Origin of the sequence: Winogradskyella alexanderae (assembly GCF_020166335.1) — a bacterium.
In the GTDB taxonomy this organism is placed as follows: domain Bacteria; phylum Bacteroidota; class Bacteroidia; order Flavobacteriales; family Flavobacteriaceae; genus Winogradskyella; species Winogradskyella alexanderae.
Genome location: NZ_JAIUJR010000012.1, coordinates 1 through 16,403, shown reverse-complemented (window position 1 = coordinate 16,403; position 16,403 = coordinate 1). Strand labels below are relative to the sequence as shown.

At 33.6% G+C, this 16,403-nt stretch carries 12 protein-coding genes; 8 read left to right on the top strand and 4 right to left on the bottom strand.

Annotated features, from left to right (window positions below):
* The first annotated feature begins 37 nt into the window (after positions 1-37).
* The 5 genes from LBU54_RS14375 to LBU54_RS14355 all read left to right on the top strand — a co-directional run bounded on the left by LBU54_RS14375 (position 38) and on the right by LBU54_RS14355 (position 5,674).
* Positions 38-556 carry an RNA polymerase sigma factor gene (locus LBU54_RS14375; RefSeq protein WP_224531544.1) on the top strand — a complete coding sequence of 173 codons (519 nt, stop codon included), beginning with the start codon at positions 38-40 and terminating at the stop codon, positions 554-556.
* 63 nt (positions 557-619) lie between these two features.
* Positions 620-1,513 (top strand): FecR family protein, encoded by an 894-nt coding sequence (locus LBU54_RS14370; protein ID WP_224531541.1) that lies wholly within the window; start codon positions 620-622, stop codon positions 1,511-1,513.
* Entirely contained in the window at positions 1,506-3,821 is a 2,316-nt protein-coding gene (locus LBU54_RS14365; protein ID WP_224531538.1) for a TonB-dependent receptor plug domain-containing protein, read from the top strand. The genes LBU54_RS14370 and LBU54_RS14365 overlap by 8 nt, the downstream gene beginning before the upstream one ends.
* A gap of 144 nt (positions 3,822-3,965) precedes the next feature.
* The gene (locus tag LBU54_RS14360) at positions 3,966-5,132 is read left to right on the top strand and encodes an acyloxyacyl hydrolase (RefSeq protein ID WP_224531535.1); all 1,167 of its coding nucleotides are present in this window, start codon (positions 3,966-3,968) and stop codon (positions 5,130-5,132) included.
* Entirely contained in the window at positions 5,129-5,674 is a 546-nt protein-coding gene (locus LBU54_RS14355; protein WP_224531532.1) for a YfiT family bacillithiol transferase, read from the top strand. Before LBU54_RS14360 ends, LBU54_RS14355 begins: the two co-directional genes overlap by 4 nt.
* On the opposite strand, the gene LBU54_RS14350 is transcribed toward LBU54_RS14355, so the two are convergent.
* Entirely contained in the window at positions 5,671-6,960 is a 1,290-nt protein-coding gene (locus tag LBU54_RS14350; protein WP_224531529.1) for a carboxypeptidase-like regulatory domain-containing protein, read from the bottom strand. The two genes, LBU54_RS14355 and LBU54_RS14350, sit on opposite strands and share 4 nt — an antisense overlap.
* A 105-nt stretch (positions 6,961-7,065) precedes the next feature.
* Positions 7,066-8,841, bottom strand: a complete 1,776-nt coding sequence (argS, locus tag LBU54_RS14345) for an arginine--tRNA ligase (protein WP_224531527.1) — start codon at positions 8,839-8,841, stop codon at positions 7,066-7,068.
* Positions 8,842-9,748: 907 nt separating this feature from the next.
* Between argS and LBU54_RS14340 the strand changes: the two genes are divergently transcribed.
* Entirely contained in the window at positions 9,749-11,800 is a 2,052-nt protein-coding gene (locus tag LBU54_RS14340) for a tetratricopeptide repeat-containing sensor histidine kinase (protein ID WP_224531525.1), read from the top strand.
* 141 nt (positions 11,801-11,941) lie between these two features.
* Entirely contained in the window at positions 11,942-12,697 is a 756-nt protein-coding gene (locus tag LBU54_RS14335; protein ID WP_224531523.1) for a sulfite exporter TauE/SafE family protein, read from the top strand.
* Between the two features lie 5 nt (positions 12,698-12,702).
* Here the strand turns inward: LBU54_RS14335 and ctlX are convergent, their stop codons facing one another.
* The gene (gene ctlX / locus LBU54_RS14330; RefSeq protein ID WP_224531521.1) at positions 12,703-13,635 is read right to left on the bottom strand and encodes a citrulline utilization hydrolase CtlX; all 933 of its coding nucleotides are present in this window, start codon (positions 13,633-13,635) and stop codon (positions 12,703-12,705) included.
* 130 nt (positions 13,636-13,765) lie between these two features.
* Here ctlX and LBU54_RS14325 point away from each other — a divergent pair, with 130 nt between their 5' ends.
* The gene (locus LBU54_RS14325) at positions 13,766-15,508 is read left to right on the top strand and encodes a M14 family metallopeptidase (RefSeq protein WP_224531519.1); all 1,743 of its coding nucleotides are present in this window, start codon (positions 13,766-13,768) and stop codon (positions 15,506-15,508) included.
* A gap of 54 nt (positions 15,509-15,562) precedes the next feature.
* Here the strand turns inward: LBU54_RS14325 and LBU54_RS14320 are convergent.
* A partial coding sequence (locus tag LBU54_RS14320; protein WP_224531516.1) for a T9SS type A sorting domain-containing protein occupies positions 15,563-16,403 on the bottom strand: 841 nt, incomplete at its 5' end.

The window sequence follows — 16,403 nt, the reverse complement described above, 5'->3', positions numbered from 1 at the left end:
GTTCTACTAAAAAATTTTTTAATTTGCCAACATAGATATGAGCCAACCTATTAAAGATAATATCTGCGAACAATCCTTATTTGAGCGTTTTTACAAGAAACACGCAAAGAATTTGCATGATTTTTTATACTACAAATTTGGTGAACGACTTAATCCAGAAGATAAGGTTCAAGAAGCATTTATTAAGGTTTGGCAAAATTGCAGCAAGATAACTCCAGATAGAGCGAAGAGTTTTTTATTTACTACAGCAAATAATTTAATGCTTAACGAGGTCGCTCATGAGAAGGTAGTTTTAAAATACAACAAGCAACCACAAAAAACTGCTACAAATGAAAGTCCTGAATTTGTGCTACAAGAGAAAGAGTACCATCAAAAATTGCAAAACGCTTTAGCTAAATTGTCTGAAGCACAACGTGTTGCTTTTTTAATGAATAGAGTTGAGGGAAAACGCTTTAAGGAAATTGCATCCCTTTTAGATATCTCAACCAAAGCTGTTGAGAAACGTATTTATGGTGCATTGAAAAAATTGAGAGAGGATATTGAGGAGTTAAAATAAAAGATTTTTCACTTTGGGGTAGGAATTTTTGAATTTAAACTGTTTTATGCTTGAATAACGATTATGAAAAGAGAAGATCTCATATTAAAGTGGTTAGATAACAACCTTAATTCTGAAGAGCAAAAAGCTTTTGAGCAATTAGCGGATTATGAGGATATCATTAGGTTAAATAATGCTGTTGGGGACTTTAAAGCACCAAAATTTGACGTAGACAAAAATCTTAAAACCTTAAAAGCAGAATTTAATGATAAAAAGTCATCTAAGGCCTGGTTTAAACCATTGTTAAGAATAGCTGCTGTACTTGCAATTGGTTTCAGCATTTATTTTTACACCAATACATTAGACACAAACATTAATACTACAGTAGCACAACAAACAACAATTGAATTGCCAGACGCATCATCTGTTGAACTTAATGCCAATTCCTCCTTACGATTTAATAAAAGTAAATGGCAATCTAATCGGGATGTCTATTTAGAAGGAGAAGCCTTTTTTAAAGTTGCCAAAGGAGAAAAGTTTGATGTGATTACAGCTGATGGTGTTGTTTCAGTCCTTGGCACCCAATTTAATGTAAAACAAAGATCTGGATATTTTGAGGTTACCTGTTATGAAGGTCTAGTAGCAGTTAAATTTAATGGCAAAACTAAAAAGTTAAGTCCCGGAAACACCATAGCTATTATTGATGGAAAACCAATTAGGTATGAAGGTGAAATTACAAGTGCTCCTACTTGGATTACAGGTGAAAGTAGCTTTACTAATATTCCATTAAAATATGTTGTTTCTGAATTAGAAAATCATTATAAATTAACCATTAATAGTGACAGTATTGATACCTCAAGATTATTCACAGGTAGTTTCACACATAAAAATTTAGATTTAGCATTGAAATCCATTACAATACCACTAAATTTAGATTACAGTAAATCAGGTTCATCTATTGTACTAAGACGTGAGTAAACTATTTTATCGTATAGTTTTATTTCTTTTTCTTGTCGCCTTCTGTAACTTTAGCCATGGTCAAAGTGAAAAGGATACACCACAACCTCTAGCCAATATTCTTCAAACTCTTGAGAGCAGATTTGATATTAAATTTTCGTTTGAACCAAAAACCATCGAGGGAAAACAAGCACTTCTTCCTAAGGAAGAACTAACTCTAAGACAGTCACTTAGGGAATTGAGTAACGTCTTAAAACTAGATTTTAAAATATTGAGCAATCGCTTTGTAGCAATAGTCCCTTTAGAAGAAAAAGATCAATTTATAGTTCAACATTTAGAGGAAATTGTGGTTAAAAACTACCTTACTAAAGGTATTTCAAAAACCAACAATGGCGTTATTACTGCAAATACCAAAACATTCACTATTTTACCTGGTTTAATTGAGCCAGATGTACTACAAATTATTCAAAAATTACCAGGAATTGTAAGCGTAGATGAACGTATTTCAAATATTAATATTCGTGGTGGAACCAATGACCAAAACCTAATTTTGTATGAAGGCATAAGGATGTTTCAAAGTGGCCATTTTTTTGGACTAATCTCAGCATTTAATCCCTACTTAACCGACGAGGTAAATATTTCTAAAAATGGCACTAGCGCTAGATATGGCAGAGGTGTTTCAAGTCTCATTTCTATAAGCAATTCTGATGACATTACAAGAGATTTTGAAGGCGGAATTGGTGCTAACCTATTAAGTATTGATGGATTTGCAAAAATTCCGATATCAGAAAAAATAGCAGTACAACTTTCGGCGAGACGTTCATTTACTGATGTTTTTGCCTCCTTAACTTATGATGCCTACTTTGATAGAATCTTCAGGGATTCTGAGCTAAATACTACCGACAACACAAATACACAACTTGCTTTAGACGAAAGATTTGTTTTTAATGACTTTAACTTAAAGTTTCTCTATGATATAGACAACACCTCAAAACTTAGAATCAATTTCTTCAATATATACAATGGTTTAGATTATAATCAGGTTTTTACAACAACGCAGAATAACATACAAGAAAGTCAGAGTGATCTATATCAAAACAGTTTTGGAGCGAGTGTTAGACATTCAAAGCTTTGGAGCAATAGTTTTAAAACAACAGTTGAAGCATATTACTCCAATTACGATTTAGAAGCTTCAAATAACGACCTGACTAATAACCAAACTCTAACACAAGAAAATAAAGTTGAAGATTCTGGTATTCGAATAGATTTATCGAAATCTGTAAGTGAAAACTTAGTAATAAATAGCGGTTATCAATTTAATGAAGCTGGTGTTACAAATTTTGAAGATGTAACAAATCCTATTTTTACAAGTTTGATTAAGGAAGTTGTAAGGACACATTCACTATATGGTGAAGTTGAATGGAACTCCCTATCGAAGAATAGTTCGGTAAGGCTGGGGGCTCGGATGAGCTATTTCGATAAATTTTCGGAAGTTGTAATGGAGCCAAGAATAGCCTTTAATCAAAAATTTTACGACTACTTTAGGCTTGAGATTTTGGCAGAATTAAAAAGTCAAACGATAACACAGATTATAGATTTACAACAAGATTTTTTTGGTATTGAAAAAAGACGATGGCAATTGGCAAATGGTAAGGATGTGCCATTGATAAAAAGCCAGCAAGTTTCAGCTGGCATAAGCTATGATAAGAATGACTTGCTTATATCAGCAGAGTTCTATTACAAATTTGTAGACAACATTACAGCCAGAAGTCAGGGATTTCAAAATCAATTTCAATTCATAAATGACATTGGGTCATATACAATTAAAGGTGTTGACTTTTTAATAAATAAACGGTTTGAAGATTTTAGCACCTGGATAAGCTATTCTTATAGTAAAAATGACTACACCTTTCAAAATTTGAATAACGGCAGTCCTTTTCCAAATACCTTAGACTTAACACATGTTGTAAATGCATCATTTACTTATAATGTTAAGAATTTTAAAATTGGACTAGGCATTAATTGGCATTCTGGTAGACCGTTTACTGAACCGGCTTCAGCGCAAGATAATTCCAATAGTACTATTGAATTCGAAGCCCCAAATAGTTCAAGAATAAGCAGTTATTTTAGAACGGATATCTCGGCCATTTATAATTTTGATATGGGCAGGAAAATCAATGCGGAGGTTGGTGCATCTGTATGGAATATCTTTAACCAAACCAATATTATTAATAGGTTTTACACCTTAGATTCCGACAACTCAATTCTTCAAATTGATAATCAGGCACTAAAGTTTACCCCTAATTTAAGTGTTAGACTAAAGTTTTAGTAATTTTATGTTTAACCAACTAAACCAAAACCAATCAAGTCGAAGCATGCATATTTTTCTGTAGCTATCGTTTTTAGCTTTTGTTGCTCTTGGGCTCAAAGTGCCCTCAATATAGATGAAGAACCTTATTTTACTCTGGTTGAATTGCACTTAGGTAAGACCTTAGAAGCTAATACAGATTTCCCTAAAACAAGTCTTCAAAAAAGTGTGTTTCTCAGTTATGGTGTCTATAATTTTAAACCCAATAAAGAATGGGCAGCACGTCTTAATTATCCTAAAACAGGAATCGCTCTGGGATATACTGATTTTGGTAATTCTGACAAAATAGGGCAGGCTATTTCACTTTACCCATTTATAGAATTTGCAATATTGAGGAAAGCAACTCCCAATTTAAACCTTCAAATTGGAATTGGTGCTTCATACACAAACACACAATTTGACGCAATTGAAAATCCTTTCAATAGGGCCATTACCACAGATTTAAATTGGTCATTCAGATCATTTTTGTATTACGATATTTACAAGAAACAAAAAACCGATTACCGTTTAGGATTAGGCTATTTACATCATTCTAACGGACACACAAGACTTCCTAATCAGGGCCTTAATTCTTTAGCCTTCAGTCTTTCAGCTAAATTTGACTCCAGATACAAGCCTAAACCAATCCATACTGCACACTCATTTTCAAACAAATCACAAACCTATATATCATGGCGGGTTGGCATAGGACAGAATGTATTATCAGAGGAGTTCAACTCAAAAAAGGAAGTATATTCAATCGCAATAAGTGCTGGAAAAATAATAAACAACACTTTTAAATTTGGAGGAGGTTTCTATTACAGATTCTATGAACACTATTACGATTACATAAAAAATGATGGGGATTTGGTTGATGAGCAATTGCCACATTTTAAAGACAACCCTTTTGGATATGCTACAAATTTTGGGCTTTTTGCAACTTCAGAATTACTTTTAGGACATATTGGATTTGAATTTGACTTAGGCCTTAATATTTATAAACCATTTTATAAAATTGATTGGCAGCTCAATCAAGGGTATTCTTTTGTTAGCGGCAATGGAGAAACAATTGTTGTTTTGGGAGAATTAGACTGGTACTATGAGATTAAACGCACTGTATCATCTAGAATGGGATTAAAATATTATCTATGGTCCAATACAAAAGCACCAAAGCACAATATATTTATCGGTGCTCATATAAATGCTAACTTAGGACAAGCAGATTTTACTGATCTAAGTATAGGGTACACTTATAGATTTAATTACAAAGAACAAACTAATAAACTGTTATGACTGAGCAAGAATTCCACAATTTAAGATTTCCAATAGGTGAGTGTCAAATACCTGAAGCCATTACGTCAAATCATATTAATGGTTGGATAAATGATATCGTAGAACTACCTGATGCTTTGGTACATATTACCGAAAACCTAAGTGAAACTGCACTCAATTACAAATATAGACCGAAGGGATGGACCATCAAACAAGTTATACATCATTGCGCAGACAGCCATATGAACAGCTTAATAAGGTTTAAACTTGCGCTCACCGAACATAGACCAACAATTCGTCCTTATTTTGAAGACCGATTTGCGAAATTAGCTGACTATAACCAGCCAATAGATTCTGCAATTGCCATTCTTAAAGGCGTTCACCAAAAACTAGGCATAATGTTAAGAGCTTTAGATACTGTAGAATTAAAGCGGGAGTTTATACATCCAGAACACAATAAAACCTATAGAATTGAAGAAGCAATAGGTTTATATGCTTGGCATAGCAACCATCACATAGCGCATATAAATCAAGCATTGAAAAATAAAGGACAGTTTAATTAAGGTAAGCTTTCCTCTAATCTTTCTTCTTCCTTTTTGATGTTCTTTATAATTTTTTCGATCGCAGATTCTATAGATTTATCTGGTTCTATAAGATTGTATTCGCCCCAGAAATCCGGGTCAGAAAATCCAGATATTGCATCTGTAATAATTACTGATGGTCGCAATCTATCTTTTGGTTTTATTTTCAGATCATCTGTATTGATTTCCCAATCCGTTACTGCCATCTCACTAGATAAGGTATAAACCTTGTTAAAGATTTCACGTTTCTTATTCACCTTAAATTTCAAACTTAAGTTTGAGTAGCTGTAGTACCATTTGTTGCCTTGTTGCTTGTAATCTACTTTATAATTAGCCTCTAAAGGATAGACCACCACGTCACGTGGTTTTCTTTTAACTAAAAGGTTTCTTGATTTACCTTTATTACTGACATCGAGCGAGTAACTCGCACTTACAAGGGCTAAAGTTTCTACGTCTATATAGAGTTTGCCAAAATAGCTTAAATCTAGAGTTTTATTTCTTGGCTTAAAGTCTACAACATATACGTTCTTGTTGTTAACCGTAGACGGCGGATCAAAAGTGAATCTGTAGGTCTCAAGTGTTTCCTCAGTAAATATATACTCAGGATATTTCATGATATCCAAATACAAAGTTGAGAATGGTCCACCCTGAAGTTTAACCGAAAGGGTATCCAATCGCTTATAATCGGTACTTTTTCTTGCCTTACCTAATTTTACAGCATCTCTATTTTTAGACGTGTAGGGTTGTTTTAAGATGTTTACCACAGCTTCTGTAAGCGAAACATTTCTATTTCTACGCTTTATTGTTTCGCGATAAAACGCCGTCATATATACCGATTCGTTTTGAATAGTTTTGTCTTTTTCTTCGAAGACTTTTCTTACCAATCTTCCTGCGTCCTTAAATGCTGAAACACTTACTTCTGAAAGCTCTGTATAGACTTCTTCCAATTTTATTACCGAAATATTATCTGAGAGGTCTGAGAGGTTTAATACTTTTTTGGAGTACCCTAATAAAGCGACTACGACTTTTGAATTACTATAGGTTTCAGGAACCTTGAGTAAAAACTCACCTTCAGAGTTTGTTACAGTACTAATGTTTGTTTCTAATACATTTAGGCTCACATACTCCAAAGCCTTATTATTTCTGGCATCAACTACCTTACCTTTAAACTCGGAATAATTTTTTTGAGCGAAGCTTGGTGATTGTAAAATAAACATCAATCCAAGGCAAATAACACTCCATTTAATTTCAACATTTAACCTTTTCATTTTTGCATTTTTAAGATTGAACATAGCTAAACTTAGCTATTATCAAAGGTACTAAATACGCAGTGTTTATTAAGTCAAAAAATGGTTAAAAAATGAAGTGTCACCCTACATACGAGAAGGTACGGCTATGCCTAACAAAGTAAATGCATTTTTAATAGTCGTCCCTACCATTTTACTCAGTGCTACTCTAAAGGTCTTTTCCTGTTGCGAATCTGCACCCAAAATCGAAACATTTTGATAAAACGAATTGAATTCTTTAACCAAGTCGTAAGTGTAATTGGCAATTAATGCGGGACTATGCTGAGTAGCTGCGTTCTGTACAACTTCCGGAAACAATTCTAATTGCTTAATAAGTTCACGTTCCTTTTCGTGTAAAGTAATCTCTTCTATTGCACTTAAATCAGCACTATCAGATTTTCTAAGTATTGATTGAATTCTAGCATAGGTGTATTGTATAAAGGGTCCCGTATTGCCTTGAAAATCTATTGATTCTTTAGGATCAAACAAGATTCTTTTCTTTGGATCTACCTTTAGAATGAAATATTTCAGAGCTCCTAGTCCAATTATTTTATAGAGTTCTTTCTTTTCAGCTTCATTGTAATCATCTAGTTTGCCAAGTTCTTTCGAAATTTCTTCAGCTGTATCGGCCATTTCTTGAATTAAATCATCTGCATCCACAACCGTTCCTTCTCTACTCTTCATCTTGCCACTCGGCAAATCGACCATTCCGTAGCTTAGATGATAAAGATTTTCGGCCCAATCAAAACCAAGCTTCTTTAATATTAAGAACAGTACTTTAAAATGATAATCTTGCTCGTTACCAACTGTATAAACCATGCCACCAACATCCGGATAGTCTTTAATACGTTGAATGGCCGTACCAATGTCTTGAGTCATATACACAGCGGTTCCATCACTTCTTAGTACAATTTTCTCATCAAGCCCATCCTCGGTTAAATCGCACCATACAGAACCATCTTCCTTTTTGAAGAAAGCCCCAGTTTTTAGTCCTTCGGCTATAAATTCCTTTCCTAGAAGATATGTATCACTTTCATAGTAATAGGCATCAAAATTTACACCTATTGCTTTGTAGGTTTCTTCAAACCCATCATAAACCCAATGATTCATCATTTCCCATAGATTCACAACCTCTTCATCTCCTGATTCCCATTTGCGCAACATGTCCTGTGCCTCTAGCAAAATTGGTGCGCTTTTCTTAGCGTCATCCTCAGACATTCCAGCATTTATTAACTCCTGTATTTCTTTTTTGTAAACCTTATCAAATTCTACATAATAATTACCAACCAGTTTATCACCCTTTAATCCACTGGTTTTAGGTGTTTCTCCATTTCCAAATCGTTTCCACGCCAGCATACTCTTACAAATATGAATCCCTCTATCATTTATTATCTGAGTTTTATATACCTTCTTACCTGAGGCTTTCAGAATTTCTGAAACGCTATAACCTAATAACACATTGCGTATATGCCCAAGATGTAAAGGTTTATTTGTATTCGGTGAAGAATATTCAACCATTACAGCTTTAGGGTCAACTGTTTTGGAAAATCCGTAGTTTTGGTCTTTCAAAATGTCATTGAAGAAGCTTATGTAATACGAATCATCAATTTCTAGATTCAAGAAGCCCTTAACCACATTAAAATCCTTTACGAGATTAACATTTTCTTTCAGGAATTTTCCTATCTGTTCTCCAATTACTGCGGGATTACCTTTTAAAATGCGGAGCATTGGGAAAACCACTACGGTAATATCACCATCAAATTCTTTTCGTGTTGACTGAAATTCGACATCAGATAGTTCATTGTCGAATAAACTTTTCACTGCCTCTTTTACACGTAGTTCTAACGTTTTCTGGAGATTCATTATGGTTTAATATTCTAGTTGTAAACGCCTGCAAAGATATGAGTTTTATTGGTTCAAAACAGTCTCAGAAAATTTAATTTCCTAACTTCAATATCACAAAAAACAAATTAATAAAAGGCCAAAAATACTTGCTCAATGGTATACCATCACAGGCTTTCTTAAACTTTAAGAATACAAGAGAATTTCATAAAATTAAACTAAGGTTTGATAGGATTGGATATCTAAATGAAAGCTATGAGGTTAGTGAAATGAATCAGTTTGTGGTTCATTTTTGGAAGTGCAATAATAAGTTATACCTGGAAAATACAAGTTTTTATAGAGATGTTGAAAACTTAAATGTTCTATCCAACGAGTTACTTGCTTTAACATAATTTATCCAATTGACAAAATTGAAAATAATCCATATAGGATGAGAGAATTTGCAATCTTAGATTGCGATGGCACCATTTAAAATTCGGTCAAGAGATTATTTAATACCAATATCTAATTGATAAATTTGTTTACACATATGTGTTTTTATGCCAATCTATTATACTTAGTTTGCCATTTAATTTATGCAAAAATATCATAAAATATTGTTAAACAGACACTTATGCCATTTCTGCATTTTATCGATAAAATGGTAGTTTTTCTATGATTTTTACCTTTAGTCGATTGAGCTTTTTTTTATCGAATTTTATCTAGCGTTTCATCTAATTTATTGGTATTAAAACCCTATAATTAGTGTTTTTGAGCGCATTGTCTGATTTTTGATAGGCTATTAACAAATGTCCCAAACTTTGATGAGGCTTAAGGATCAAACACTAACCAAGTTGTTATTGTTTTGCGTGAACTTACATTTTCTATCCCTGCATAAAAAAAGTTATTCAACTCAAAACAATTCAATTTATCGTAACACTTCGTGCGTATGAGGTGTTTACCTACATTGGTTTTTCTCTTTTTCTCATTAGTGTGTTTTTCACAAAATGAGATAATTGACAATCTTACTGTAGAATTGGCATATCAAGACCAAGACTCTACTAAAGTAGATTTGTCTATTGAACTTATCTCAGAATTACTCAAAATTGAGGATTACAAAAAAGCCCTACTTTATGTTAACCAAACATCAAAACTTGCTGAAGACTTAAACTACGTAAAAGGACTTGCCGAAAGCAGTTATTACCGTGCGTTAATTTATAGCAAACGCAATGACTACTATAATGCAATTGATAACTACAATAAATCACGTCAATACTTCCTGCAAATTAAGGACTCACTTGGTATAGCTAAAGTAAGCAACAGTATTGGGCTCATAGAAATAAAACGAGGTAACTATGTTGTTGGTCTTCAAAATTCATTGTCTGCCATTGATATTTTTGAGCAAAAAGGCTTAAAAGACGAACTAAGTAGCGCATACAATAATCTGGCAGAAGCCTATTTTAAAACCAACCAAATCGATAAAGCGATTGATTTTAATTTCAAGGCACTTGGCATAAGGAAGCAAATTGATGATTTAGATGGTATACGAAACTCCACAAAAAATATCGCTGATTTATATTCGCTGAGAAAGGAACACAGAAAGGCTATTGAGTACTATGAAAAGGTGCTAGATATGACTTTACCAAACTCTGATGAAGATTTAAGAGGGGAAATTTTACCTAAGCTAGGTAGTGAATACCTCAAATTTAAAGAGTTTGAAAAAGCCTCAGAGTTACTAGTTGAAGGTTTAAAGTATAATCGTAAAAAAGGCAATGAAGAAGGATTATTGAGGGCTTTAAATGCAATAGGTAATTTGAATCTTCAACGTAAAAAAGTAAGACTAGCAGAACTTCAACTTAACGAAGCTTATGCCATAGCGCAAAAAATAGATAATAAAGCAGCGTTACTTGAAAATTACAAACTCCACATTGCATTAGATTCTACTCGCGGTTATTATCAAAATGCATTTTTCTGGCAGAACAAATATTACGATTTAAAAGAAGAATTATCCAAAGAAGACCAACCTGTTTACCCTACTGATGTAGGGTCTATAGACCTCACTAAAAATGATCCATTTGTTGATAGCTCAAAACCTATCGTCGTCGACGATAAAAATGACAATTGGTTAAGCAAGAATCCTCTTTATCTTTATGGAGGAATTCTTGCTTTATTAGTATTAGTAGCTTCTTTGATTTACTGCTTGGTTAAACTGAAACACTACAAAATAAAAGTTAGTGAACAAAAAGAAGCTATTGAATTAGAAAAAGTAAGAAATGAAGCAATTTTAGAGCAAACACACCATCTTGAAGAAGTTAATCAAGTGAAGGACAAATTGTTCTCAATTGTTTCACACGATCTTAAAGATTCTATTTCCTCTATTAAAGCATTTCTCGATTTGTTAAAGGAAGACAGTATCTCAAAAGAAGAATTCAATGACTTAATACCTGAATTAAGCGAAAATGCTAATAATGCATCTGCCCTTCTTTTTAATTTATTGAATTGGTCAAAATCACAGTTACAAAATTTAGAACCTAAACAGGAACTATTTAATATACAAGAGGTATTTCAAAATAAAATTGAACTGGTTGAGCAAAAATTAGAAGACAAGCGCATTGTTCTCATTGACGAATCGCAACGTGATTTCGTTTACGCAGATAAGAGTATGATCGAAATTGTTATTCAAAATCTTATAACCAATGCAGTTAAGTTTAGCAGAACAGGAGATGTCATAACGGTGTCTAACCAAGATGTTAATGGCAAAGCACTAATTTGTGTAGAAGACACAGGTGTGGGCATTTCTAAGGAGAACTTGGATAAATTATTCAAAGCAAACAAAAACTTCACCACTGTTGGTACAAAAAATGAAAAAGGTACGGGTCTTGGACTAACAATTGCCAAGGATTTAGTTGAGCTTAACAACGGTAGGATTTGGGTAGAAAGCACATTAAATGTTGGCAGTAAATTCTTTATTGAATTACCTAAACAAGCGCCTTTAAACTAAATTTTACTTTTTTTAAAAGTACTAACCTCGCAAGGCTATGAGAATTTTAGTGCTATATTGGTAGTAAATTGCACTGCTAATTACTGTAAAAAAATATGCAATAAAGAAATATAGAAGAATCTAATCAAAGAAACTTATAAAATGTGTGAATTATACATTTATATCTTCCTTGGATTGACCATTGGTTATGTTGGTGGCTATGCAGGTATCGGTGGTGGTCCGTTCTTAGTTTCTTTCCTAGTTTTAATTTGTGGATTTTCTCAATTAGAGTCTCAAGGTAATGTTTTAACCATGATGCTTGGGCCCATGAGTCTTCTTGGAGTTGTCTCTCTATACGATTATGTTAAACAACAATGGTTAAATATTGCTATTGGTGTAATTTCATATTGTACCTTCTCTTATATTGGAGCAGTAGTTGCTTTCCTTATAGGTGAACAGGATATCAAATTACTTTTTGCACTAATTTTGATTCTAATAGCATTTATTCAAATAGTCCCTATTCTAAGAGGAAAGACTTATAATTCCATCAAATATAGAGATTCAATTTCATGGTTATGGATTTTGATTTTAGGCGCATTAACTGGAACAGTTGGTGGTCTATTTGGCATTGGTGCCGGTGTTTTAATGGTTCCGGTTTTAATAGGTATATTCAAACTAAAAAAAGAATTTGCACGTGCTCTGAGCCTTGCTATATTGGTTCCTCCAGTCAGTTATGGTGCTTATATTAAATATAATTTAGAGATAACAATTGATTGGAATCTAGTTTTAATCCTATTCTTCAGTTATTTTGTTGCCAACTATTTTGGCGCAAAGGCTGGTACTGAAGCTTCAAATAAACACTTCAAGATTACATATTCTTTAGTGCTTGTAGGAATTGCAATCGTGTATTTATTCTAGAATAGCTAGGCTCTCGGCAAAAACACCTCGGCCATCATGCATCGTGCACTACCACCACCACATGTCTCAATTGTTTCTAAGGAACTCGACAATATTGGGCAGTACTTTTCTATTCTATTAATTTGATCCTTGGTTAGACTTTTATGTGCTGCCTCGCTCATTACTAAATACCTTTTATTACCACTACCCTTTAGTTGTAACATATTACCAGCAAACTGATGCATTTGTCCTTCAGTTATCGAAATTATTTCCTTCCCATCTTGCTTTAAATGCTTTACAACATTCTTTCGCTCTTTCTTATCGTCAATTGTGTCTAAACAAATGACTGTAAAATCCTCAGCCAGACACATCATTACGTTGGTGTGATAAATGGGTAGGCGTTTGTTCCCAACAGTTTGGTTGGCTGTAAACACAACAGGTGTGTATTCAAAATCTTCACAGAATTCTATAAAAAGATCCTCATCTGCTCTCGGAGACAGTGCACAATAAGCTTTTCTATTTTTCCTATCCATTAAAATACTCCCTGTACCTTCCAAAAAAATACCTTCATCTTCCGCAGAGGTATAGTCAACAATATTCTCAATCTTAAATCCTTCTTCCTCCAGACGTATAAATACTTCTTCCCTACGTTCAAGTCTCCTGTTTTCGGCAAACATTGGGTATATGGCAACATCTCCATTAGCATGGAAACTAACCCAATTGTTGGGAAAAATTGAATCTGGAGTATCCATTAGCTTATCATCATGTACAACCACAACATTAATACCAACAGCTTTCAGTTTTTCAACAAATTCATCAAATTCGGTTTGAGCCTTAGAATTAATTTCGGCATTCTTCAAATCCAAATCTTCTTGAAAGTAATTATTAACTGCAGTTTGTTCGTTCATCCTAAAATTAATAGGCCTGACCATTAAAATTGAATCGGTAATCTGTTGCATTTACTGTTTTTAAAGTATTAAACAAAATTACTCATTTTTTAAGTTTGAATTTTAGTTTCAAGAAGATATTGTGGGTTAAAATCTTTAAGTTTGAAGACGCAAACCAATTAGTTTTTTCAATCTTTCACATATGAAAAAAATTTTGTTTTTATTTCTCATTGTATGTTCCTGTACAACAGATTCAAATAAATCTGATAACGGAAAATTCATTACCGTTTTTGAAGCGAGTAAAGGACTAGAAACCGCAACATACGATGAAACTATTGCGTTTTATAGCGAATTAGCTAATTCTTACAGTGAAATAACCCTTAAAGAAATAGGTGAAACAGATTCGGGCAAACCTCTTCATTTTGTTACCCTTAATACAAAAGGTTCAGGAGATAACTTTGACAAACTAAGAAAAGAAAACAGGTTTATATTTATTAATAATGGCATACACCCTGGAGAATCTGATGGCATTGACGCCACAATGATGCTTTATAGAGATATTGTACAAGGTAAAATAAATCGTCCAAAAAACACCATTTTAGTTACCATCCCAATCTACAATGTTGGTGGTAGTCTTAATAGAAACTCAGGCACACGTACCAATCAGAATGGCCCCAAGGAGTACGGTTTTAGAGGTAATGCACGGAATTATGACTTAAATCGAGATTTTATCAAATCAGATACAAAAAACGCAAAATCGTTTGCAAAAATCTTTCATTTAGTAAAACCAGATGTATTTATAGATAATCATGTAAGCAACGGTGCAGATTATCAATACACTCTTACCCATTTATTTACGCAACACAATAAGATGGGAGGTGTCTTGGGAGAATATATTCATAAGGAATGGATGTCAAATCTTGAAAATAAATTGAAAGATAAATCTTGGGATATAACGCCATATGTCAATGTGTTCAATAGAACTCCAGACTCAGGGTTTTCACAGTTTTTTGATAATCCGCGTTATTCAACTGGTTACACAACACTGTTTAATACACTGGGTATGATGGTTGAGACTCATATGCTAAAACCATATAAACAAAGAGTTGAAGGCACTTACCAATTATTGGCTAGTATGATAGAAATAGTTGAAGCAGATTCAAAAAAAATACAAGATTTAAGACAGGAACAAAACAAAATGTGGAAAGTAGGTGATGCTTACCCTGTTTCCTGGGAAATAGATACAAGCAAATATTCTATATTGAATTTCAAGGGCTATGAAGGTAAAATGCTACCCAGTCAGCTAACCGGTGGTCAAAGATTAAAGTATGATAAGTCCAAACCCTACACCAAGCAAATTACCTACCAAAATTATTTTAAACCAAAAACAGAAATCACTATTCCAAAAGCTTATGTTATACCACAAGGCTGGCACAATGTTATTGAATTACTTGAGCTAAACAAGGTAGAAATGTCTCAATTTCAAAAAGACACAATAATAAGCGTTGAATCTTATAGAATTGAGGATTACAAAACAAGAAATAGACCTTATGAGGGTCATTATATGCACTACAATACAAAAGTTAAAACTTCCATTTCTAAGGTTGCATTTAAACAAGGAGACTATCTTATTTTTACCGAGCAGAACGCATTACGTTACTTAATTGAGACTTTAGAACCATTAGCTGTTGATTCATTTTTTAACTGGAATTTTTTCGATTCCATTCTTCAGCAAAAAGAAGGCTTTTCACCTTATGTTTGGGAGGACAAAGCGAGACTAATACTAAGTACGGATGCTCAACTCCAAATAAACTTCAATCTTAAAAAAACATACGACAAAGAATTTGCAGACAACTGGTACGCTCAATTAGATTGGATACATAAAAACAGTAAATTCTATGAAACTTCGCATATGCACTATCCTGTATATAGAATTGTAAATTAAAAAATGAAAAAGCCACCAAAAGTAGGTGGCTTTTATATTATCTAGTGACGAAACCTATCGCTGAACTTGAATTTTAGTTGATATATTTCTAAACTCCGAATTAAATTGTACTATATATGTACCATTACTTAGGTTACTCACGTTTAATTGGTAGTTGCCCTTTTCTAAATTGGAAATTTCTCCAACATTTAAAACTCTTCCTTGCATATCCGCGATTGAATAACTTATAACTTCATCCTCTAACACAATAGTATTGACATTGATATTTTGCCTTGCGGGATTAGGATAAACTGTTGTTTTTGTAACCTCTTTTAGCATTGCAGTTTCAAAATCCTTGTAATTATCATACTCGTTTATCCAGTTATTCACTATATCTTCATCAGAATTAAAATCTTTACCTAAACTAAACCCACCAAATATCTGGCAGAAAAACTTAGGTAACACAACGGATATTGCACCTCTTACATCCAAAGATGCGCAGATGTTACCGCCACCTTGCTGCAATAAAGGAAGCACATCAAAAGCGGTAGTTTCTCCAAATTGAACGATACTCAAATCTAAAGTATCCGGATTATAAACCAAACTGTGGATTCTGTAAAACCCTACATGATTGACATCAAATTCAGGAACAGTGTTTACATCGAGTATTGTCAGTGTAAATGCGTTTGTTAATACAAAAAGTTGTTGGAAACCATCTGGAATTACCGGATCCACAACCTGTGTGGCATTTATCGTTGCTACACCTCCATAGAGACATTCTAATGGATGATAGGACTTCATTCTTCCTGCGTATGCACTACACTCCTCTTCCACGTGGATCGGTGCCCCAGGTACGTCAAGGGAAGCACAAAGGTCGCCTCCGCCCTGTACCAAAAGACCGTTCACGTCGAACCCT

What these genes read in the sequence shown, in the direction of transcription:
- LBU54_RS14340 (WP_224531525.1), top strand. Translation starts at nt 9,749, where the DNA reads ATGAGGTGTTTACCTACATTGGTTTTTCTCTTTTTCTCATTAGTGTGT.
- LBU54_RS14370 (WP_224531541.1), top strand. Translation starts at nt 620, where the DNA reads ATGAAAAGAGAAGATCTCATATTAAAGTGGTTAGATAACAACCTTAAT.
- argS (WP_224531527.1), bottom strand. Translation starts at nt 8,841, where the DNA reads ATGAATCTCCAGAAAACGTTAGAACTACGTGTAAAAGAGGCAGTGAAA.
- LBU54_RS14375 (WP_224531544.1), top strand. Translation starts at nt 38, where the DNA reads ATGAGCCAACCTATTAAAGATAATATCTGCGAACAATCCTTATTTGAG.
- LBU54_RS14325 (WP_224531519.1), top strand. Translation starts at nt 13,766, where the DNA reads ATGAAAAAAATTTTGTTTTTATTTCTCATTGTATGTTCCTGTACAACA.
- ctlX (WP_224531521.1), bottom strand. Translation starts at nt 13,635, where the DNA reads ATGCAACAGATTACCGATTCAATTTTAATGGTCAGGCCTATTAATTTT.
- LBU54_RS14350 (WP_224531529.1), bottom strand. Translation starts at nt 6,960, where the DNA reads ATGAAAAGGTTAAATGTTGAAATTAAATGGAGTGTTATTTGCCTTGGA.
- LBU54_RS14335 (WP_224531523.1), top strand. Translation starts at nt 11,942, where the DNA reads ATGTGTGAATTATACATTTATATCTTCCTTGGATTGACCATTGGTTAT.
- LBU54_RS14355 (WP_224531532.1), top strand. Translation starts at nt 5,129, where the DNA reads ATGACTGAGCAAGAATTCCACAATTTAAGATTTCCAATAGGTGAGTGT.